15 protein-coding genes are annotated in these 21,108 nt (G+C 63.9%); 6 read left to right on the forward strand and 9 right to left on the reverse strand.

Annotated elements, in window-relative coordinates:
* Positions 1 to 11 precede the first annotated feature (11 nt).
* The 3 genes from efeU to efeB all read left to right on the forward strand — a co-directional run bounded on the left by efeU (position 12) and on the right by efeB (position 4,251).
* Complete coding sequence (gene efeU, locus BLV41_RS09250) at positions 12 to 1,598, forward strand: iron uptake transporter permease EfeU (protein WP_074711435.1); 1,587 nt, start codon at positions 12 to 14, stop codon at positions 1,596 to 1,598.
* A 127-nt stretch (positions 1,599 to 1,725) separates the two neighbouring features.
* Positions 1,726 to 2,961 carry an iron uptake system protein EfeO gene (gene efeO / locus BLV41_RS09255; protein ID WP_083360689.1) on the forward strand — a complete coding sequence of 412 codons (1,236 nt, stop codon included), beginning with the start codon at positions 1,726 to 1,728 and terminating at the stop codon, positions 2,959 to 2,961.
* The gene (gene efeB, locus BLV41_RS09260; protein WP_074711436.1) at positions 2,962 to 4,251 is read left to right on the forward strand and encodes an iron uptake transporter deferrochelatase/peroxidase subunit; all 1,290 of its coding nucleotides are present in this window, start codon (positions 2,962 to 2,964) and stop codon (positions 4,249 to 4,251) included.
* A 23-nt stretch (positions 4,252 to 4,274) separates the two neighbouring features.
* Here the strand turns inward: efeB and BLV41_RS09265 are convergent, their stop codons facing one another.
* The 5 genes from BLV41_RS09265 to BLV41_RS09285 form a co-directional block, all read right to left on the reverse strand.
* Complete coding sequence (locus BLV41_RS09265; RefSeq protein WP_044577917.1) at positions 4,275 to 5,066, reverse strand: DeoR/GlpR family DNA-binding transcription regulator; 792 nt, start codon at positions 5,064 to 5,066, stop codon at positions 4,275 to 4,277.
* A 34-nt stretch (positions 5,067 to 5,100) separates the two neighbouring features.
* Positions 5,101 to 5,952 (reverse strand): class II fructose-bisphosphate aldolase, encoded by an 852-nt coding sequence (locus tag BLV41_RS09270; protein WP_074711437.1) that lies wholly within the window; start codon positions 5,950 to 5,952, stop codon positions 5,101 to 5,103.
* Positions 5,953 to 5,964: 12 nt separating this feature from the next.
* Entirely contained in the window at positions 5,965 to 6,924 is a 960-nt protein-coding gene (locus BLV41_RS09275) for a 1-phosphofructokinase family hexose kinase (protein ID WP_083360690.1), read from the reverse strand.
* A complete protein-coding gene (locus BLV41_RS09280; protein WP_074711438.1) occupies positions 6,921 to 7,898 on the reverse strand; it encodes an ROK family protein in 978 nt (325 codons plus the stop codon). Before BLV41_RS09280 ends, BLV41_RS09275 begins: the two co-directional genes overlap by 4 nt.
* A 126-nt stretch (positions 7,899 to 8,024) precedes the next feature.
* Entirely contained in the window at positions 8,025 to 8,930 is a 906-nt protein-coding gene (locus tag BLV41_RS09285) for an SIS domain-containing protein (protein ID WP_074711439.1), read from the reverse strand.
* Between the two features lie 359 nt (positions 8,931 to 9,289).
* Here BLV41_RS09285 and BLV41_RS09290 point away from each other — a divergent pair, with 359 nt between their 5' ends.
* Positions 9,290 to 14,674, forward strand: a complete 5,385-nt coding sequence (locus tag BLV41_RS09290) for an endo-alpha-N-acetylgalactosaminidase family protein (RefSeq protein ID WP_170835445.1) — start codon at positions 9,290 to 9,292, stop codon at positions 14,672 to 14,674.
* Positions 14,675 to 14,769: 95 nt separating this feature from the next.
* Here the strand turns inward: BLV41_RS09290 and BLV41_RS09295 are convergent, their stop codons facing one another.
* Positions 14,770 to 15,993, reverse strand: a complete 1,224-nt coding sequence (locus BLV41_RS09295) for an amidohydrolase family protein (RefSeq protein WP_074713223.1) — start codon at positions 15,991 to 15,993, stop codon at positions 14,770 to 14,772.
* 125 nt (positions 15,994 to 16,118) lie between these two features.
* Between BLV41_RS09295 and BLV41_RS09300 the strand changes: the two genes are divergently transcribed.
* Together BLV41_RS09300 and BLV41_RS09305 are read left to right on the forward strand one after the other, a co-directional pair.
* Positions 16,119 to 16,763 (forward strand): LysE family translocator, encoded by a 645-nt coding sequence (locus BLV41_RS09300; protein WP_074711441.1) that lies wholly within the window; start codon positions 16,119 to 16,121, stop codon positions 16,761 to 16,763.
* 74 nt (positions 16,764 to 16,837) lie between these two features.
* Positions 16,838 to 17,815, forward strand: coding sequence for a formylglycine-generating enzyme family protein (locus BLV41_RS09305; RefSeq protein WP_074711442.1), 978 nt, complete (start codon positions 16,838 to 16,840; stop codon positions 17,813 to 17,815).
* On the opposite strand, the gene BLV41_RS09310 is transcribed toward BLV41_RS09305, so the two are convergent.
* The 3 genes from BLV41_RS09310 to tdh all read right to left on the reverse strand — a co-directional run bounded on the left by BLV41_RS09310 (position 17,790) and on the right by tdh (position 21,097).
* Complete coding sequence (locus BLV41_RS09310) at positions 17,790 to 18,557, reverse strand: hypothetical protein (RefSeq protein ID WP_074711443.1); 768 nt, start codon at positions 18,555 to 18,557, stop codon at positions 17,790 to 17,792. The two genes, BLV41_RS09305 and BLV41_RS09310, sit on opposite strands and share 26 nt — an antisense overlap.
* A gap of 188 nt (positions 18,558 to 18,745) precedes the next feature.
* Positions 18,746 to 19,954, reverse strand: coding sequence for a glycine C-acetyltransferase (locus BLV41_RS09315; protein ID WP_074711444.1), 1,209 nt, complete (start codon positions 19,952 to 19,954; stop codon positions 18,746 to 18,748).
* 93 nt (positions 19,955 to 20,047) lie between these two features.
* Positions 20,048 to 21,097, reverse strand: coding sequence for an L-threonine 3-dehydrogenase (gene tdh / locus BLV41_RS09320; RefSeq protein WP_074713224.1), 1,050 nt, complete (start codon positions 21,095 to 21,097; stop codon positions 20,048 to 20,050).
* Positions 21,098 to 21,108 lie beyond the last annotated feature (11 nt).

Consider the following 21,108-nt stretch of genomic DNA (forward strand, 5'->3'; position numbering starts at 1 on the left):
GGAGTATTTGGGTGCTTGCAACACTTGTGATCGGCCTGCGAGAGGGACTCGAAGCCGCATTGATCGTCGGCATGATCGCGGCCTTCTTGCGCCGCAATGGCGTGTCCCTCAAGCCCATGTGGCTGGGTGTGGGTGCGGCCGTTGCGCTGAGCGCCGTGGTCGGCATCATCTTGGAAGTGGTTTCCGCCGCCTTGCCGCAACAGCAGCAGGAAGCCATGGAAACCGTCATTGGTGCCGTGGCTGTGGTGATCGTGACGTTCATGATCGTGTGGATGAGCAAGAATTCGCGCTCCATGAAGTCCACCCTCGAGGCTCACGCTGATTCTGCCCTCAAGGGCGGCTCCGTGGTTGCCCTGGCCGGCATGGCCTTCCTGGCGGTGTTGCGCGAAGGCGTGGAAACGGCCGTCTTCATGGTGGCCGCGTTCCAGTCCTCCCTGAGCCCACTGGCTGCCGGCACTGGCGCTGTCCTGGGCCTGGCCATCGCCACCGCCATCGGCTTCCTGCTCTTCCGCGGCGCCATCAAGCTCAACCTGGCCAAATTCTTCAAGGCCACCGGCGTGTTCCTCGTGTTCGTCGCCGCCGGTCTTGTCATGAAATCACTGCGCACCGCCCATGAAGCCGGCTGGGTCAACGTCGGCCAGGACACCACCATCAGCCTGGGCTGGTTGGCTCCCAACGGCAGTGCGCGCGCGGCCATCCTCACAGGTGTGTTCGGGATCCCCGGCGATCCGCGGGTTGTCGAGGTTCTCGGCTGGGCACTGTATCTGGTCCCCATGCTCGCGTTCATCCTGTGGCCACGCACATGGCGCCCTGCGGTGGCCGCGGTTCCCCGTCTGCAGTTCGTCTCCGCCGGAGCGCTCGGCATCGCGGCGGCAGTCCTGATCATCGCCGCGCCGCTGGCCATTCCTGCCGCCCCCTTAGGGGAAAGTTCGACGCCGGCCATCACCTCAACACCAGGCGCCGGAGTTTCGCTGCGGGTCACCACCGGCGGCAACACCGCCCTTGCGGCCAGTTCTGGAAGCGGTACCACGGCGTCAGCCAAGACCCTGATTGTCACTGGTGCCAACGGCGCGGAGAGCAGTTATCCGCTGTCCGCTCACGGAACCGAATCCCACGCGGGCCGCACAGCCTCCGTCTACTCGGCAACAGCAACCCCTGAAAACCGGCAGGAGCCGGCGAGTCTCACGGTAGCTGCCTTGACCGAGCTCAATGGTGGCAGGATGCCCGTAGGGATCAGCCCCTCCAGCAACCCAGGCCCCTTCACTGCCGCCTGGACGCACAAAGGCCAGGTCACAGTGTGGCTTGTCAACGATTCCATCATCGACGCTGTCAACAGCCAAAGTGCCACGTTGACGCTCAGCGGTGGCGGCTTGGCCAGTGCCCGCACCATCGCCGTTTCCGGCGAGGACGGCTGGCACGTGCCCGAAGAGCACGTCAGTGCAGCTGTCACGGAACTGAACAGCTTTGAATCTGCCAGCGCCGAAAACGTGCTCTGGTCACGCTACCTGCCGGCCGCTTTTATTGTTGCCGCCTTGACGTTGGTCGCCGCGGGTCGCCGGAATCGGCGCCAGCTACTCGTCACAGCTCCTTCCCCCTAAACTCCCCTGATCATGCGTACCGCCTCAGCGGACGCGATCTTTTTTGCTGCTCAAATTTGCGCACATCCGTTACAAGCACCCCCTTTCTAAATCCCTGTCAGCCTTGCAACACCATCTAAGGACCTTCATGACTGCCTTCCCGCCCCGTCATTTCCGCTCACTGGCACCTGCCTTGATTGCCGGAGCCGCCGTGCTCACACTTTCGCTGTCCGGATGTGGCGGCGCAACGCCACAGGACAACGCCGCAGCTGCCGCCAAGGGCGGAGCAGCGGCGGTCAGCAACGGTGCCGCACAGGTTGCGGTCAGCGTTGAACAGGTCAATGGCGAGGACCAGTGCGTACCCGATTTCTCCTCCGCCCCGGCCGGTCCTGTCACGTTCACCATCTCCAACAAGGACGTTTCCAGTGTCAGCGAAGTGGAGCTGCTCAGCGACAAGCGAATCTTGGGCGAACGGGAAAACGTGATTCCCGGGCTGAAGGCCGTCAGCTTCACCGTGACCCTGGCCGGCGGCGAATACCAGTTGTACTGCCCCGGTGCCACCACCGAGTACCAGCCCTTCACCGTGACGGGTGCGGCGGCTTCGGCTGCGGCCAATGGCATCAGTGACCTGCTCAAGCAGGGCACCGATGGCTACGCCAAGTATGTCTCCGGCCAGGTCGACAGCCTGGTTCTGGCTGCAGCGACCCTGAAGTCCGCCGTGGATTCCGGGGATGTCGCCGCCAGCCAGAAGGCTTACGCGGAGGCCCGGCCGTTCTTCGAGCGCATTGAGCCAGTCGCCGAGAGCTTCCCCGATCTGGACCCGGCCCTTGACCTGCGCGTGGCCGACGTCGAACCCGGCACCGAGTGGACCGGTTTCCACCCCTTGGAAAAGGACCTCTTCGAGACCAAGGCCATCACCGATTCTTCCAAGTCCCTGGCCGCCGGAATCGTGAAAAACGTTGCCACCTTGAAAACCCTCACGGGCGAGCTGGAGACCAAGGCGTCCTACAAGCCGGAGGAACTGGCCAACGGCGCCAGCGGACTGCTGGAAGAAGTTCAGTCATCCAAGATCACCGGCGAGGAGGAAGCCTACTCCAAGCTGGACCTGGTGGACTTTGCCGCCAACGTTGAAGGCTCGCAGCAGGCATTTGAGTACCTCAAGCCGGCCCTGACGAAGATCGATGCGGCCCTGACCGATCAGATTTCCGCCCAGTTTGAAACCGTCAACACGGCCCTTGACGGCTACAAGGACGCCAACGCCCTGGGCGGCTTCAAGCCCTACTCCGAGGAATTGAAGAAGTCCGACGCCGCCAAGCTCACCGCCCTGATCCAGTCCCTGCAGGCTCCACTGGCCAAGATTTCCGAGAAAGTAGCCACGGTCTAAATGTCTGAGCCCACCCCTGCTGCGGATGCCGTTTCACGCCGTCGTTTCTTTAGCGGTTCTGCGGCTCTGGCCGGCGCCGGCGGATTGGCGCTGGGAGTTGGTGGCGGATTGGCCGTTGCGGCCACCGCCGCTCCCGGACCGTTGTCCGATTCCGAGCGCATGGCCGAACGCGCTACCCTGACCTACCCCTTCTATGGGGAGCATCAAAGCGGGATTGACACTCCCCCGCAAGATCACCTGGTGTTCACGGCGTTCGATGTGACGGCACTGACCGCCGTCGAGCTGCAGTTGGTGCTGGCGAAGTGGTCGGCCGCCATGGCCGAGATGACGGCCGGATCCCCTGTTGGCAAGGTTCAGCCCGAGCGTGAGCAGGGCATTCCTACCGACACCGGCGAAGCCACCGACATGGGGCCGCAGGGGTTGACGCTGACCTTGGGCTTTGGGCCGTCATTGTTTGATGAAAGATTTGGACTGGCTAAGTTCAAGCCCGCAGATTTTGCGGATCTCCCGGCAATGGCTGGCGAATCCCTCAATCCGGCCTTCACGGGCGGGGACTTGTGCATCCAGGCTTGTGCCAACGACCCTCAGGTTGCCTACCATGCGGTCCGCAATCTGGCCCGCATGGCCCGGACCGCGGTCAAGACCAAGTGGACCGTGCTTGGTTTTGGCCGTGCCTCCGCCGGCGCCAACCAATCCACTCCGCGTAACCTCATGGGGTTCAAGGACGGTACCCGAAATGTTAGCGGCACCACCGATTTTGGCGAGCATGTGTGGGTTGGCGCTGAGGCCGGTCAGCCGTGGATGGTGGGTGGCAGTTATCTCGTGGCCCGCAAGATTCACATGTTGATCGAGACGTGGGATGAGGACTCCATCGGGGATCAGCAGAGCATTTTTGGCCGGACCAAGAGGGAAGGTGCTCCGCTTTCCGGGACCCAGGAACGCGACGTCCCTGACTTCCACGCCGTCGCACATGGAGCAGCGGCGGGAACCCCCGCCATCCCTGCTGACTCACACATTGCCTTGGTTGCCCATGAAAACAACAACGGCACCAAGATCCTGCGCCGCGGCTACAACTTCACAGACGGGCTTGATGCTGTGGGCCGTCTGGATGCAGGGTTGATGTTCCTTAGCTTCCAAAAGAGTCCAGAACAATTTGTCACTCTGCAGCGAAAGCTCGGTAGCTCTGACAGGCTCAATGAATACATTCGCCATGTGGGATCAGGCGTTTTCGCCGTCCCCGCAGGGCTTCCCGCGGCGGGAAGCTACTACGGCAAGGAATTCTTCGCCTAGCTCGTGTTGCCGGGGAACTGGTTCTAGAGTGCCGGGGCCACGATCACGTTGGTCCCGGCCTCCTGGAAGGCCGCCAACTGTGATGCGGTGATGCGTGAGTCCGTGATGAGGTTGCGGAAGTCATGCTCTTCCATCGTGGCGAAGGCACGCTTACCGATCTTGGAGGCATCGGCCAGAATGTAGGCTTCCGAGGCACGGCGGGCCATCTTGGAATTCACCGAGGCCTCCCCCTCGTCGTTCGTGGTGGGGCCCGAACCCGGCTCAATCCCGTTGACACCAATAAAGGCAAAGTCCAGGGCCACGCGCTGCAGGATGGTGTCGGCATAGGGGCCCACCAGCTCATAGGAGCGCGGGTTGACGATCCCGCCGGTGACCATGATCTTAAAGTTGGGGCGGATGGCCAGCTGCGCGGCAATATTGATTGCGTTGGTCACCACCGTCAACGTGGGCCGGTTGGACTGAACCATGAGGTCCTCACGCGTGGAGAGCACCTGGGCCAGGGCCGTGCTGGTGGTGCCACCGCACAACCCAATGACAGCGCCCTTGGGAATCAGGGCACTGGCGGCATGGGCGATCTGCTGCTTTTCTTCGGCATGATCGTCACGGTTGTACCGCCCAGGAAGATCGTAAGAAACAGAACCGCTCGTGGCACCGCCACGGGTGCGCGTCAGCAACCGCTCATTAGCCAGCGAATCAAGATCACGGCGAGCAGTTGCCGGGGAAACTGCCAACTTCTCCACAATCTCTTCAACCTCAACCTGGCCGCTCTCGGCCAGAATGTCCAAGATCGCTGTGAGTCGTTCAGTTCTGTTCATTGTTCAATCCTAGGCGGCGAACCGGCCGCCGCGTTTAGTTGTGGGTGTGGGTCGCGCCGGAAAACAGGGCCAGCAACCGGGAAACTTCCGGAATCAGGGCCGCACGCCCGGCGCCCAGGTACTTGCGTGAATCCACCACGGCCGGGTTGGCATCCAGGAACTCCCGCACGGCTCGGGTAAAGAAGCCGTTCAGATGTGTTGACACATTGATTTTCGTCATGCCTGCCGCGATGGCCGCCACAATGTTCTCATCGGAGACGCCGGAGGAGCCATGCAAAACCAGCGGAACCTCCAGTGCGGCCTTGAGCTCGGCAATCCGGCCCAGATTCAGTGCCGCGCTGCGTTCGGTCATGGCGTGTGAGGATCCCACGGCCACGGCCAGGGCGTCCACTCCCGTGGCTGCTACGAATGCTGCGGCCTCGGCCGGGTCGGTGAGCACGCCGGGCGCGTGCGCCCCGTCCTTGCCACCCACCTTGCCGAGTTCGGCCTCAACGTAAACGCCGCGTTCATGGGCGTAGGCGGCCACACGAGCCGTGACCTCAACGTTTTGCTCGTACTCAAAATGCGCCCCGTCATACATGATGGAGCCAAAGCCCAGGTCAACGGCCTCATATGCCAGGGCCTCATCCTCGGCGTGGTCAAGGTGCACGGCCACCGGTACGGAGGCTTTGCGCGCCGCTGCGAGCGTTGCCGCGGCCACCGGTTCCAGCCCGCCGTGGAACTTGGCGCAGTTCTCGGAAATCTGCAAGATGACGGGCAGTCCTGCTGCCTCGGCTCCCCCGATCAGGCCTTCAATGGTCTCCAAGTGGATCACGTTGAACGCGCCTTGGCCGGTGCCTGCCTTGGCGGCCAAATCCATGATGTCGCGAGTGTTAGTCAAAGCCATGAAGCGTATTCCTTAGTGGTCTGTGATGATGAGCTGGGTGGCCAGCTGGGCGTATTCTGGCGAAATTTCGCCGGCGCCTGGCATCAGAACGGCGGCGGCACTCCACGCGGTGGCCTGAATCAGGATCTCGCGCAGTTCCGTGGCGCCGTTGGCAAGGGCGACGGCGGCCGCACTCACCGCCGCGTCGCCCGCGCCCGTGGGGTTGCCGCTCAGCGGGGCCGGAAGCTTGGCCTGAATGTAGCCAGGGGTGTCTTCGCTAAAGGCCAGCATGCCTTCCTCGCCCACGCTGACGAGGACTCTCTTGGCGCCGAGGCTCATGAGTTTGCGTGCGGCGGCAACCAGGTCAGTCTCGCCCACAGCTTCCTTCAGCTCATGGTTGTTGGGCTTGAGCAGGTCTGCGCCGGCCTTGGCCGCCGCCAAGATGCCGCTTCCGGAGGTGTCGATGATGGCCGGGACCCCTGCCGCATGGGCCAAGGCCACGAGTGCGGGGTAGAAGTCTGCCGGCGCCTGCTCCGGCAGGGAACCGGAGCCAACCAGGACGCCTGGGCGGCGCACGCCGTCGGGCGTTTGAACACCGGCAAGGTTGTCGACCACGGCCGCTGCCAGCGCCTGCCATTCTGCGGCGGCGAGGGCCGGGCCAATCTCGTTGAAAATGCTTGTGGAGTTGCCCTCTGCGGTGTCCACAAGTGCAATGGTGCGCCGGGTGGGCATTGCCACGGGAACCAGCTGATGCAGGATCCCGGCGGCCTCCAGATCCGCCCGAAGCTGCTCACCCGTGGATCCACCCACCGTGGCAATCGCCAGGGTTGGGTGGCCCAGTTGATAAGCCACGCGGGACACGTTCAGCCCCTTGCCGCCGGCCCGATTCAAGGGCGCAGGCACCCGATGGGAGGAGCCTAGGTGAATCCCGGGAACCGCGTAGGTGACATCGACGGCCGGGTTGGCCGTGACGGTCAGCACCAGATTGTTCATGCCTGCTTCCCGGCCAGGCTGCGTGCCTTGAGCGCCGAGCCGATGAGACCCGCGTTCTCGCCCAACGCCGCATGGACGTATTCGGGGCGGCGATGGAAGGTGAGCATCTCATCCACGCGGGCGGCCAGGGCCTCAAAAAGCACCGGGCCAGCCATCGAGAGCCCGCCGCCCAGCACCACGGTTTCGGTGCCCAGGATGGACACGCACTGGGCGATGCTAAAGGAAAGGGCGTCGATGGCGTCGTTCCAGACGGTCTTTGCCGCGGCGTCGCCCTCCCCCGCGAGTGTCAGGACGTCGCGGGCCCCGGCCACTGCCGAGCCGGTGGCCTCGGTGTAGCGTCGGGCAATGGCGCCAGCCGAGCCGAGGGATTCCAGGATAACCATGCCGCCGCCCGGAGCAGGGACCATGGCGTGGCCAATCTCCCCGGCGTAGCCGCCGCCGGCCACGCGGTTGCCATCGCACAGCACGGCGCCGGCAATGCCGGTTCCGATGACCAGGATCAGCACGTCGGTCTTCCCCACGGCCGCGCCGAGACGGAATTCCGCCTCTCCGGCCATGCTGACGTCGTGGCCAAAACCGACCGGCAGGCCCAGGGATTCGGTGAGCGTAGCCGTGAACGGGAAGTCCTTCCAGCCCAGGTTCGCCGAGTAGATGCCGATGCCGGCGTCCTCATCGACGATTCCGGGCACCGTCACGCCCACGGCGGAGATGACCAGGTCAGGGTGCGCGGCACGATATTCGTCCGTGAGCTCCACGATCCTCTCGCAGACGCTTTCACCCGTGCGGCCGGCCTCCAGGGGTGTGGGGTGGCGCTGCACATCCACCACCTCCACGCCGTCGCCGGACGGCCCCCCTCGCACAATGCCAACCTTCATGTCCGTGCCGCCAATGTCGAAGGCCAGGACCACGCCGCTCCCGGCGGCTTCGGGGGTCTGGACGCCGGTTTCGCCAGCGTGGTTTGTCAGGGTATTCATGGGCTCTGTTTCCTTCAGGCGGCGCACTGGGCAAAGAGGGGGACAGCTTGGGTTGGGCAAAAAGCAGGCGCCCCGCGCATTCAAAGAATGTGGGGCGCCTGACATTTTAGCCGGTTCCCGCAGGTGCTATGCGTCCAGGATGACCGAACGCGTCAGGTTGCGCGGCAGATCCGGGTTCATGCCGCGTGCGCGGGCGCGTTCCAGGGTCACGCGGTGAACGCGGGCCAGTTCGGCCAGCGGGTGCACAGTGGTGTTGATGTAGAGCGCACCGGTCTTTTCCATGTCGCGATCCAGGCCTTCGGGCTGCTCGCCAAACATCCAGGTGACGCGGTTCGGGGCGGCGATGGAGATGGGGCCGTGGCGGTACTCCTTGGCGGGGTAGGACTCGGTCCAGCCCTGCACGGCTTCACGCATCTTCAGGCCGGCCTCGTGCGCCAGGCCCACCGTCCAGCCGGTGCCGAGGAACGTGAACTGCTCGGCGTCGATGAGTTCCTGCTCCACGGGGGCGGTGACGGCGAACTTGGCGTCCTCCACTGCTGTGCTGAGGTCCACGCCGATGCTCGTAAGCAGGTAGGTCAGGGCCGTGGTGGCGAAGCGGGTCTGAACCACTGACTGCTCGTCGGCGTAGGGAAGTTCGACGACGGCGTCGGCCAGGACCATGATCGGCGAGGTGGTGTCGCCCACGAGTGCAACGGTGTGCACGGTGCCCTTGATGGCCGTGAGGATTTCCAGCACCTCTGTGGTGGTGCCGGAGCGGGTGATGGCGATGACGGCGTCGTAGCCGCGGTCTGCGCCAAGGAATGCCTCGGACGCAGCAAATGCGTCGGTGACACCCTTGCCGGCAGCTTCACGGGCGGTGGCGTAGCTCTGGGCCATGAACCATGAGGTGCCGCAGCCAATGACGGCCACGCGAAGGCCGTCGGCGGGCAGCAGGTTTTCACTCTTGGCCTGGGCAATGGCCTGGGTCCAGACGTCCGGCTGGCTGATGAGTTCGGCGTCCATGAAGGGGCCAAGCTGGTTGTTCTCGCTCATGCTGCGCGTTCTCCTTGAAATAGGGACTTTCAGGGCCTCACCGCCACCGATTCCCGGCGGCTTGAAGCGTTTTCGTTAACCCAATCGTAACACATGGTGATCATAAACTGATCGAAAACGTCATCTTCAATCACATTTGCCGTCTGGTGAAATCACAACACTCCTCGGGGAAACTTCTCGTAAAGATTCCCAAAACACTCGTCACGCCGACGGCGCACTGCTACGGTGTTATGGATAACAGTGATGCATGCCACGTTGCAGACTGCTTCCCCCGGCCGGCCTCACAACCATCAGCCTCATCCACTCAAGTGCGCAAAATGCCGCTTGAACCCGCACCAAAGTTCTTCAAGGAGTTCTTGATGTCATTCACTCGACACCACCGCACGTGGTTAGGGATGGGGATCGCCGGAGCAGTCATGGCCGGCACCATCATCCCCCTCGCTGCGGCCATTCCGGCCATCGCGGCCAATGGGACGGAGGTGATCACCTCCGGAGAACTCTCCGTTGAGGTCTCCACCGCGTTCCCCCAGGCGCTGAAATACACTCTTGCCGATGCTGGGACGCCCAAGATCATGACGGGCGCCACCGAAGTCGCCACCAAGATGCGCATCAACGGTGTTGACCAGGCGGTCACCGTGACCTCAACGGTCAGCGCCGACAAGACCTCGATTGCTTACGACATCACCGTCCCCGGCATGGCCGGGGTGACCATGAAGGCCAAGCTCTCCGTTGAGAAGAACGTCCTGGCGTTCAACATCACCGAGATCAAGGAAATTGGTGACGCCAAGGTCAACCGAATCCAGATCATGGATCAGGACCTGGTGACCGTTTCCTCCACTGAAGCCGGCGCGTCTGTGGCAACGGCCGTTGTCTCCACCGACCGGGCCATTTCCGGAGACAAGATCACCCCCATCACGGCTGGGACAGCAGTTGACGCCGCGGCGCAGACGTCCATGGTGGCTATCGCCAACAATGCCGGTCTTGCGGCTGGTTTTGAGAGCAATTCGCTGTACGACGGCGCCTGGTCCTCGGAGGACAACGCACTCGCCGCCTCCGAGCGTGGACGTTTCTGGCGTCAGGTCAAGGGCGACGGTGCCGACAAAAAGGTGGGCATCTCATCCGGCGCATGGCTTTACCGAGCCAAGGGATCCACCGAGACTGAGCCACTGCCCGAGGCCAAGGTCATCATCACTGGTGATGCAAATGCGGATGGCACCATCAACTGGCAAGACGGCGCCATCGCCTCGCGCGACATTCAGTACAAGCCCAAGGGCTGGGAAGATGTGAAGAACCGCGTGGTTCAGAACATCCCCTTCAACTTCGCCAGCCAGGCGAGCAATCCGTTTTTGCGGACCCTTGACGATGTCAAGCACACGGCACTGGCCACCGACGGCTTGGGCCAGTACTCGCTGCTGAAGGGGTTCACCTCCGAGGGCCACGATTCTGCCAACACGGACTTCAGCGGCAACTGGAACGAACGCGCCGGCGGCATCAAGGACATGAACACCCTTCTGTCCCAGGCCAAGGAGTACGGTGCCACGTTCACCGTCCATATGAATAACACCGAGGCGTACCCCGAGTCGAAGGCGTTTAGCGACACCTTCATCAAACAACCGCCCGGCAAGGGCTGGAACTGGCTGGAGCAGTCCTACTACATTGACCAGCGCCGCGACGTTCTCTCGGGAGACCAAAACCAGCGCATCAAGGGTCTGGACGAAGCCGCCGATGACAACCTGACAGCAAATTACATTGACGTGTACTACGAGTCCGGCTGGGTCGGCGAGCGCCTGCAGCGCAACATCATGGACAACGGCTTCTCCGTTTCCTCCGAATTTGCCAATTCCATGGTCCGCAACAACACCTGGTCCCACTGGGCCGTTGATGAAAAGTACGGTGGAAGCACCCTCAAGGGCTGGAACTCGGAGATCCTCCGATTTGCCCAGAACACACAGCGCGATATCTGGAACCCGGACCCGCGCCTTGGTACCCAGCACATCATCGAATGGCAAGGCTGGACCGGCCAGAATGACTTCAACGCGTTCATCAAGAACGTCTGGGACAACAACGTCCCCGTAAAGTTCCTGCAGCAGCAGGAAATCAAGACGTGGACCCCTGAGGCCATCACGCTGGAGAACGAGATGCGCGTCACGGGCACCTCTTTGGAGGACCGAGTCATCACCCAGAAGGGCGTTGAGGTTCTCAAGGGCCACAACTATCTCCTGCCGTGGTCAAGCGACGCCGTAGAGTTCGGTGAAACCGCAAGCAATGACACGAACAAACAAACCAAGCTGTACAACTACAGCCTCAAGGGCGGCGCCCAAACGTGGACACTCCTGCCCGAATTCGCCAACCAGACAACCCTGAAGCTGTATGAGCTCACTGATCAGGGGCGTTCATTTGTCAGCGACGTCGCCGTCACCGGCGGCAAGGTCAACCTGGCCCCAAAGGCTGCCACCGCGTACGTTTTGGTGCCCACCACGGCACTGGCCTCTGTCCCCGCCGTCACAGCAGTTGACACCGTCGTTTCCAATGCGGATACCGATTGGGGCAATGGCACGGGCATCAAGGACCCCGGATTCAATGCCGGGAACCTGTCCGCCTGGAATGCGGCCGGCAATGTGACCTTGGCCCGTTCGGCCAAGGGACTCACCGCCGCCCGTTTCGGCGATGGTGCCGCAAGCATCACGCAAACCCTGGACGCACTGGACAAGGGGACCTACTCAGTTAGCGCATGGATCGAAATCGATCCGGCCCTGGACAGTGCCGAGAAGTTCCCTCGAGGCAAGCGGGACACCACCGTCAGCGCAACAGTGCCGGGCTCCGCCGCAGCCACCAACACCATCAACTCCTCCAGCCTGTTCAACACTGTTGCGGGCGATCAGAAGAACCGGACCTTCACCCAGCGTGTGAGCGTTTTGGTGGATGTGAAGAACGACGGCGACAAGCCGGTCCTGACGATCTCCGCCGGCGCGGGCGCCACTGCCGTTCTGGTCGATGACATCCGTGTGGTCAAGACCGCACGCGTCACGGCCGACCAGGTTGGCCAGGGCGGCGCCACTGGCGTGGTGACTGCCGAGGACTTTGAAAACGTCGACCAGGGTTGGGGCCCGTTCGTCAAGGGCAATGCCGGGGGCAACACCGACCCGCGCACCCACCTTGCCCCGATCCACGCACCGTTTACGCAAAAGGGCTGGAACGGCAAGGTCATGGATGACGTCCTCAATGGCGGCTTCTCCCTGCACGCCCATGAGGAAAACGGCGGCCTGGTCTACCGGACCACACCGGCAACCGTGAAGTTCACCCCCGGGCACGACTACGAAATCTCCTTCAATTACCAGTCCACCAAGGCCAACGAGTACTCGTGGGTTGGCGGCTACGACGGCGCTGCCGGAGCGGTCCAGACCCAGTCGACCCCGTTCCCTGCTATGCACGAAACGACCCGCTGGAAGCAGAACTTCACCGCATCGGCCTGTGGCGACAGCTACGTTGGCCTGCTGCGCACCGGCTCCACGGCGGCAGACTTGTCCTTGGACAACCTGCTGATCCGCGACCTCGGCGCATCCACCAACGCCCCGGCCTGCGCCCAGCTTTCGCTGGCACAAACCGGGCCCATCATTGAGCAGGGTACCGGCAATGAGTTCACCACCACCCTGGTGTCGAACGAGCCGGCCCCGGTGAGCAACGCTGCCGTCTCGCTGAAGTTGCCCGAGGGCTGGACGGCCACGGCCAAGACCCCGGCCACCGCCGCAACCCTGGCACCGGGCGCCAAGCTCATCACCACCTGGAATGTTGTGGCCCCGGCCTCGGCCGACGGCAACTACAACATCACGGCCAATTCGGTGTACTCCACCACGATTGACCCGATCGGCGTGCGCAAGGCCGAATCCACGCTGGGCGTCTACACCATGCCGCACCCGCCCGTGAAGGACACCTATGCGTCCGACATGCAGTGGATCGGCACCCCGGCGAACGGTTGGGGCCCCGCCGAAAAGGACCTGACGAACGGTGAGCAGGGCGAGAAGGACGGCCCTGCCATCATGCTGGACGGCAAGGCCTACGCCAAGGGCCTGGGCGTGCACGCAGCCTCCAACATCAAGTACTTTGTTGGCGCACAATGCACCGCCTTCACGGCTGTCATCGGCATTGACGATTTCCAGGCCACGCGCGGCTCTGTCATCTTCAAGGTCCTCGGCGACGGCGTGGAACTGTTCAACTCGGGCGTGCTGACCGGTTCCTCACCGGCGATGCCCATCAATGTCGACCTGAAGGGTGCCAAGTACGTTGAACTCGTGGTTGACCCCAACGGCAACAACGGCAACGACTGGGCAGACTGGGCGGACGCCATGTTCCGCTGCTCCGATGAGTCCCCCGCACTGGCGCTGACCCCCGTGGTCAACCCGGGCGGGCCACTGGAACGCGGCACGGACTTCAGCGTCACTGTTGGCGAGCTGACGGCCGGCACGGAAGCCACGTTCTCACTCGGCACCGCCAAGCTCGGAACAGCCACGGCCTCCGCTGAAGGCGTGGCCACCTTCTCCTCGAAGGTTGCGGCCGACGCCGCCATGGGCGCTGCAACCATCACGGTTGCCGGCACCGATGTGAACGGAAAGGCGGCCACCGGCTCCGTCACCGTCAGCATTGTCGGGACCCACCCGGCCGCTCCCACCGCTGACACTTTTGCCAGCGACATGGAGTTTGTGGGCACACCCACCAACGAGTGGGGTCCCGTGGAGCGCGACCAAAACAACGGCGAGAACGCCGAGGGCGATGGCGCACCCATCACCATCGATACAAACGTCTACGAGAAGGGGCTTGGTGTCCACGCCGATTCCAGCGTCCGCTTCTACCTGGGCGGGCAGTGCGCCACCTTCAGCGCCGTCGTCGGGATTGACGATGCGAAGCTGCCCAAAGCACACCGCGGCAACGTGGTGTTCACCGTGGAGGGCGACGGCAAGACCCTTGCCACCTCGCCCCAGTTGACGGTCGACGACGAGGGTTACGCGCTCAACGTTGATGTCACAGGCATCCGCTACATCGACCTGGACGTGGCCAAGGTCAAGGTTGGCGGCCTGAATGGCGACGAGTGGGCCGACTGGGCCGATGCCAAGTTTAGCTGCGCCGACGAGACGCCTGCCTTGGTGCTGGCACCGGCAGTCGAGGGCGGCAACGCCGTTGAGCAGGGGGCAAGCTACACAGTTACCGTTGCGGACTTGCAGGGCGGTTCTCCAGCGACCTTGCAGCTGGCCGACGCCGAGGAACTCAGCGCCGTTGCCAACGCAGACGGCGTGGCAACGTTCACCCTGGTGGTCCCGGAGAACGCAGCGGTGGGTGCGGCTGCACTGACCGCCACCGGCACCGACAAGTTCGGCAAGGCTGCCACCGGCACCACCACCATCTCGGTGACGGCCAAGCCGGTTGAACCTTCCGAGCCGGGCTTCACCCCTGAGGCGCCGAACCTGAAGTCACTGAAGAAGGACACCCAGATCGATCTTGGCCTGGGCTCCAAGAAGTTCCAGCGCGGACCCTCCGAGGTGACACTGGCCAACCTTGCCGCCGGCAAGTGGTTCTACGTCTACCTCAACGGCGACGGACTCGGCTGGCACCAAGCCCTGCCGGACGGCACCATCGAAGTCAACACGCCGGAAAGCACCCGCCCCGGCGACAACAAGTTTGTCTTGTTCAACGAGGCTGGCAGCCTTCACGGATGGGCGGCCCTCAAGGTCACCGGCCCGCCCGTGAAGTAACACCCGCAGTTCCCGCATCGGCGGCGTGCCAAACGTTTGAGGGCCCATGAAATTTCATGGGCCCTCAAACGTTTGGCACGCCGTGGGTGCAGGAGCTAGACCTCGCGCATGCCTGCCCGCCACACCGCCGCCGTCAGCGGGATGCCCGGCCGGTACGCCAGGTGCGTTGCGGACGGTGCCTTGAGCATGTGCAGGTCTGCCCGGTGTCCAACAGCGAGGGAGCCAACGGCCCGCTTTCCATCAACATCGACCCCTGATTCCCTGCCAAGGGCCAAAGCTCCCCCGTATGTTGCTGCCCGCACGGCCTCGTGGACGCTGAGTCCCATCTGCAGGACGGCGGTCGTCACGCAGAACGCCACGGAGGAGGTGTATGACGTTCCAGGGTTGCAGTTCGACGCCATGGCCAGCTGCACCCCCGCATCCAGTAGCCGACGAGCAGGGGCCAACGGCGCCCGGGTCGACAGATCGCACGCGGGCAGCACCGTGGCAACCGTCCCGCGCATACCAGCCCCCCGCCCCGCATTGCCCGCCGCATCCCAACCCGACCATGACTGCGCAAGGCGCGCGACGTCGTCGTCCGTCAGGAAATTCACGTGGTCAACACTGGCCGCGCCAAACTCCACCGCGAGCTTGACGCCGTCACCATGCCCCAGCTGATTTCCGTGGACACGCAAACCGAGCCCAGCATCGCGGCAGGCCGCCAGCACGGCCCGGCTCTGCTCGGCGGTGAACGCGCCGCGTTCGCAGAAGACGTCGGCCCAGCTCACGTAGGGGCGGACCGCCTCGAGCATCTCGGTGCAGACGAGCTCGGTGTAGGCGTCGGCATCCATTCCGTTGGGCACCAAATGGGCGCCCAAGTAGGTGACCTCGTCGGCCACTGTTGAGGCGATCCGGGCACTGCGACGTTCATGCTCCACGTCCAGCCCGTACCCCGTTTTCGTTTCCAGATACGTGGTCCCTTGCGAAACTGCTTCCGCGACGCGGCCCAGGCCCAGCCGGGTGAGATCGTAGTCGCTCGCCGAACGGGTGGCGTTGACGGAGACCGCAATCCCGCCCGCACAGTAACTTTCGCCAGCCATGCGCGCCTCGAATTCGGCCGTGCGGTCTCCCGCGAAGATCAGGTGCGTGTGGGAATCCACCCACCCCGGCAGTACGGCCCGGCCTTGCGCGTCGGTGACGGTGTCGGCGACAGGCGCGTGGACGGCGTCGCCAATCCAGGCGATCCGTTCCCCCTCCAGCACAACGGCCGCCTTGCGCCGGGTGCCGTGTTCGCTGTCCTGGGTCATCAATTCGCCGATGTTGGTGATCAGTTCGCTCATGCCCTTAGCGTACGACGCCGCTTGGCTGGCCTGGGCGCCCAGCCCCAGGGTGGAGTCTGGGATGACGGACAAGCGGCATCTTCCCAGCTTGCGGTAGTGCGGCCGTGGCCCGGACAATTGACTCCATGACTTTCGTTTCCCTGCTGGCCTTTGCCGGACTGTGCCTCATGCTGGCTCTCATCCCCGGGCCGGACACCTTCATGGTGCTGCGCATTTCCCTCAATCGCGTCGGTGCGGGCATTAGCGCGGCGGCCGGATCCGGAACTGGTGCGCTGGTTTGGGCGGCTCTTGTGGGGCTTGGTCTGGCAGCCATTCTGGAGCAGTCGGCGGAGGTGTTCCGGTGGATCAAGATTGCCGGTGGCCTGTACCTGCTGTACTTGGGTGTCTCCTCCTTCATCAAGGCCCGCAGGGCCGCCAGAGCCGGGATCGCTGCCGGCGGCGACGGGAACCAGCCATTGGTGTACAGCAAGCGCGCTGGATACGCCGCCGGGCTGGTCTCGACCCTCCTAAACCCCAAGGTTGGACTCTTTTACCTGGCCGTGGTGCCGCAGTTCATTCCCCACGGTGTCAACACTCTGGCCATGGCGATGGTGCTGGGCCTGACGTTGGCCGTGATTGGCTTCCTGTATCTGGCCACCATTGCGTTTGTGGCCTACAAAGCCATGAAGTGGCTGCGAAAGCCCAAGGTCAACACCTTGATCGAACGCATCAGCAGCGGCATCTTGGCCGTTCTCGGTGTGGGCGTCATGGCCTCCGGGGCAACAAGCTAGCTGCTTCGTGAGTACGGATCATCTTCTGACTGCATAGACTGGTGGCATTGAATCCGGCGGTGTAGAGAGAGCCCATGTCCAGTTGTTGCAGTCCCGGCCCGTCCGAACGCCACGAACATCTCCCAGAATCGCCCCAGACGTTCACACTCAGCGTTCCCCCGCGCCACGCCGCCGCAGTACACACCGAGGTTTCCATCCCGGCCGGTACCTTTGCCATGGGTGATCCCTTTGATGAGGGCTACCCCAACGACGGCGAAACGCCCGTTCACGCCGTGCAGCTTTCCGCATTCAGCATTGACACCACGGCCGTCAGCAATGCCGCCTTTGCCGCGTTCGTAGACGCCACCGGCTACCGTACCGAATCCGAGTTCTATGGCACCTCAGCCGTGTTCCACCTGGCAGTTCAAGCTGACAAGGCAGACATTCTGGGCACGGCCACCGGGACTCCATGGTGGCTCAACGTCCAGGGTGCAGATTGGGCACACCCTGCCGGGCCGTTGTCATCGTGGCAGGACATCCCCGACCACCCGGTCACACAGGTTTCCCATGCCGACGCGCTGGCGTATTGCGCTTGGGCCGGGCGTGCACTCCCTACCGAGGCGCAGTGGGAGTATGCAGCCCGCGGCGGTCTGGAGCAGGCACGCTACCCATGGGGCAACGAGCTTCACGGCGCGGATGGCGGGTTGGTCCACCATTGCAACATCTGGCAGGGCACCTTCCCCACCGAAAATACCTGCGACGACGGATACCTCACCACCGCGCCCGCCGCCAGTTACGAGCCCAACGCCTTCGGCCTGTACCAAACCAGCGGAAACGTGTGGGAATGGTGCGCCGACTGGTTCCTCCCCAAGTACTACAAAAGCTGCCTGGCCCAGGGCACCGTCACCGACCCGCCCGGACCCACGATCGGACGCGGCAAAGTCATGCGCGGAGGTTCCTACCTGTGCCACGATTCCTACTGCAACCGGTACCGACTGGCCGCGCGCAGCTCCAACTCGCCAGAGTCCGCCAGCGGCAACTTGGGATTCAGGACCGTTTCGGCGCCAGCGTAAGGACCGTGGCGTCGTCGGCCACCTCGCCAATTTGCGCCTGTTTCACGCGTAGCTCGTGCATCAGCCCCAGTGCGTCGAGGGTGGTGCTGGTGCGGGCCAGAAATTCTTCCGGGCCACTGACCAGCCCAAGGTCGACGGCGCGCCACGCCCCATCGCTTGCCATCACCATGACCTCCGGCTGGCCCAGCTGAACCACGTGGGCGTGATCTGCGGCTTCCGGTTCACGCCGCGCCACCCACAGCCGGCCGGGTGTGTTGCGCCGTTCGCGGTCGCGCTTGAGCTGGGCCAGCCGCTCGGCGGGTTCGACGGCGGTGATCCCCGCGTCAGCCAGCTCGGCACGCACCAGGTGGGTGGCGCCGTCGTGCGTGCGGACCACCACTGTGCAGTCCGCCAGGCCGGCCAGTTCCACGCCGTCGGCATTCAGCTGCGCCACGGTAATGGCGGCACTGGGGAAGCGCACGTGCTCGTCCCCCGCCAACGGCGCCGCCGCCGAATCGACGTCGGCAAGTGCATCAGCCAGCACGGCGCGGGCGCCGGTGCCCGTGGCTGCACTTAGGGCCATGGACAGCTGCTGGGCCAGCCACTGCGGGTTGGACGCGGCGGGCAGCTCCAGGGGATCAAGCAGCGTGGTGGCTCCGTCAATGATCCAGGCGTTCGGCCCATTGAAGCCGCAGCCGTCCTCTTGAACATGGGCGTCGCCCTCGAATTGCACGCGTGCACGGATGTCCCAGGCAAAAGTCATGGTTTTATCCTGCCATGGTGTGGCCGGGGAACCGTGAACTTATGCGCGTCACCCGGGTCGAGTTCTGCGCATAAGCTTCCCTGCGCCGGACTCCGTCCGGGTTGAATGCATAAGCTCACGCCACTTTGCCCATGCGCAGAACCCACCGTGGGTCCTGCGCATAAGTTGTGGGCTGGGCGTGAGGTCCGCTACTTGGTGCCGCGGGCCGCCACAAACGCGCGAACGCAGGCTTCGACGTCGTCAGTGCTGTGGGCGGCGGACAGCTGGACCCGGATGCGGGCTGCGCCGCGCGGAACAACCGGGAAGCTGAATGCGGTGACGAAGACGCCGTGATCCAGCATGGAATCGGCCACACGGGCAGCCTCCACGGCGTCGCCAAACATGACCGGGACAATGGCGTGCTCGCCGGGGAGCAAGTCGAAGCCTTCCTCGCTCATGCGACGGCGGAACAGGGCGGCGTTCTCGAAGAGGCGGGTGCGCAGTTCAGCCGAACCGGCCACAAGTTCCAGCGCCTTGAGCGTGGCGGCGACGATGGCCGGGGCCAGGGAGTTGGAGAACAGGTACGGGCGGGCCTTCTGGCGCAGCATGGCGACGATCTCGCCGCGGCCGGCAACGTAGCCGCCCGATGCCCCGCCGAGTGCCTTGCCGAAGGTGCCGGTGTAGATGTCTACGCGGTCGGAAACCCCTGCGTGTTCGGGGGTGCCCGCGCCGGTGGCCCCCATGAAGCCCACGGCATGGGAGTCGTCAACCATGACCAGGGCATCGTACTTGTCAGCCAAATCGCAGATGGCTTCCAGCGGGGCCAGGAAACCGTCCATCGAGAAGACACCGTCGGTGACGATGATGGTGCGGCGTGCCCCAGCGCCGTCGTTCATGGCGGCCGCCGCCTGCAGCTGGACCTCGAGGTCTGCCATGTCCTGATTGGCGTAACGGAAGCGCGCGGCCTTGGACAGGCGGATGCCGTCGATGATGGAGGCATGGTTCAGGGAGTCGGAGATGATGGCGTCCTGCGCCCCGAACAGGGACTCGAAAACACCGCCGTTGGCGTCAAAGCAGGAGGAGAAGAGGATGGTGTCCTCGGTGCCCAGGAAAGCTGAGACGGCCGATTCCAGTTGCAGGTGCAGGTCCTGGGTGCCGCAGATGAAACGGACGCTGGCCATGCCGAAGCCGCGCTCATCCATGGCCGTCTTGGCGGCGTCGATGATCTCCGGGTGATCGGCCAAGCCCAGGTAGTTGTTGGCGCAGAAGTTCAGCACGGGGGCTGCGGCGCCGTCGAGCGGTCCGGCGCTCACATGGCTGGACTGGGCGGAGGTGATTTGACGCTCGGTCTTGAACAGGCCGGCCGTGCGGATCTCGTCCAGTTCTGCGGCGAGCTGGCTCTTCATGGAGGTGTACATGGTGCAATCCTTGGGGTTTTTGGTGCGGGAAGTGGGAGGAGGACGACGGCGAAAGGCTGGCTCCCGCCGTCGTGCTGGGAAAGATGGAGGTGCTTAGGAGAACACGGACCAGTCGAGGACTACTTTGCCGCCACGGCCGGACTTGGCGATCTCGAAGGCCTGCTCCCATTCTGTGGCGGGCAGGACGTCGGTGACAACACTTGCCACGGCCTTGCGCAGCACGGGATTGGAGGAAAGCATGGCGGACATGGCGTACCAGGTCTCGAACATTTCGCGCCCGTAGATGCCCTTGAGGGTCAGCATGTGGGTGACAACCTTGCCCCAGTTGATGTCGATCGATTCGCTCGGCAGGCCCAGCATGGCAATGCGGCCGCCGTGGTTCATGTTGTCGATCATTTCCGGCAGGGCCGTGGGGTGGCCGGACATTTCCAGGCCAATGTCAAAGCCCTCGCACATGCCCAATTGCAGCTGCGCATCCTTCAATCGCGTGGTGGCGACGTTGACGGCGAGGTCGGCGCCCATTGCGGCGGCCATGGCCAGGCGCGGTTCGGAGACGTCAGTGATGGCGATCTTCCGGGCGCCGGCGTGACGGGCAACTGCCACGGCCATCAGGCCGATGGGTCCGGCACCGGTGACCAGCACGTCCTCGCCCACCAGCCCAAAGCTCAGGGCTGTGTGGACGGCGTTGCCCAGCGGGTCAAAGATGGCGCCAAGTTCGGGGGTGATGGACGGGTCCTTGTGCACCCACACATTGGACTCGGGGATGACCACGTACTCGGCAAACGCACCGTCGCGCTGCACTCCTACGGAGATCGTGTTGATGCACATGTGGCGGCGTCCGGCGCGGCAGTTGCGGCACATGCCGCAGACCACGTGGCCTTCGCCGGAGACCTTGTCCCCCACCTTGACGTCCTGGACGTCCGAGCCGATCTCCACGACTTCGCCGTAAAACTCGTGTCCGGCGATGAGGGGGGCGTTAATGGTTTCAGCTGCCCACGCGTCCCATGCCTGGATGTGCAGGTCAGTTCCGCAGAGGCCCGTGGTGTGAACGCGGATTTTCACCTCGCGAGTACCCGTAGTGGGCTCGGGGCGCTCGACGAGCTCGAAGCCGGCGTGCGGACCGGATTTGTAGAGTGCTTTCATGGTGCTCATGG

The sequence above is a fragment of the Arthrobacter alpinus genome, from assembly GCF_900105965.1.
Classification (GTDB): domain Bacteria; phylum Actinomycetota; class Actinomycetes; order Actinomycetales; family Micrococcaceae; genus Specibacter; species Specibacter alpinus.

Bases quoted from the DNA above. Each gene is read 5' to 3' on its own strand.
- efeO (WP_083360689.1), top strand. From the start codon at position 1,726: ATGACTGCCTTCCCGCCCCGTCATTTCCGCTCACTGGCACCTGCCTTG.
- efeB (WP_074711436.1), top strand. From the start codon at position 2,962: ATGTCTGAGCCCACCCCTGCTGCGGATGCCGTTTCACGCCGTCGTTTC.
- BLV41_RS09265 (WP_044577917.1), bottom strand. From the start codon at position 5,066: ATGAACAGAACTGAACGACTCACAGCGATCTTGGACATTCTGGCCGAG.
- BLV41_RS09270 (WP_074711437.1), bottom strand. From the start codon at position 5,952: ATGGCTTTGACTAACACTCGCGACATCATGGATTTGGCCGCCAAGGCA.
- BLV41_RS09275 (WP_083360690.1), bottom strand. From the start codon at position 6,924: ATGAACAATCTGGTGCTGACCGTCACGGCCAACCCGGCCGTCGATGTC.
- BLV41_RS09280 (WP_074711438.1), bottom strand. From the start codon at position 7,898: ATGAATACCCTGACAAACCACGCTGGCGAAACCGGCGTCCAGACCCCC.
- BLV41_RS09285 (WP_074711439.1), bottom strand. From the start codon at position 8,930: ATGAGCGAGAACAACCAGCTTGGCCCCTTCATGGACGCCGAACTCATC.
- BLV41_RS09290 (WP_170835445.1), top strand. From the start codon at position 9,290: ATGTCATTCACTCGACACCACCGCACGTGGTTAGGGATGGGGATCGCC.
- BLV41_RS09295 (WP_074713223.1), bottom strand. From the start codon at position 15,993: ATGAGCGAACTGATCACCAACATCGGCGAATTGATGACCCAGGACAGC.
- BLV41_RS09300 (WP_074711441.1), top strand. From the start codon at position 16,119: ATGACTTTCGTTTCCCTGCTGGCCTTTGCCGGACTGTGCCTCATGCTG.
- BLV41_RS09305 (WP_074711442.1), top strand. From the start codon at position 16,838: ATGTCCAGTTGTTGCAGTCCCGGCCCGTCCGAACGCCACGAACATCTC.
- BLV41_RS09310 (WP_074711443.1), bottom strand. From the start codon at position 18,557: ATGACTTTTGCCTGGGACATCCGTGCACGCGTGCAATTCGAGGGCGAC.
- BLV41_RS09315 (WP_074711444.1), bottom strand. From the start codon at position 19,954: ATGTACACCTCCATGAAGAGCCAGCTCGCCGCAGAACTGGACGAGATC.
- tdh (WP_074713224.1), bottom strand. From the start codon at position 21,097: ATGAAAGCACTCTACAAATCCGGTCCGCACGCCGGCTTCGAGCTCGTC.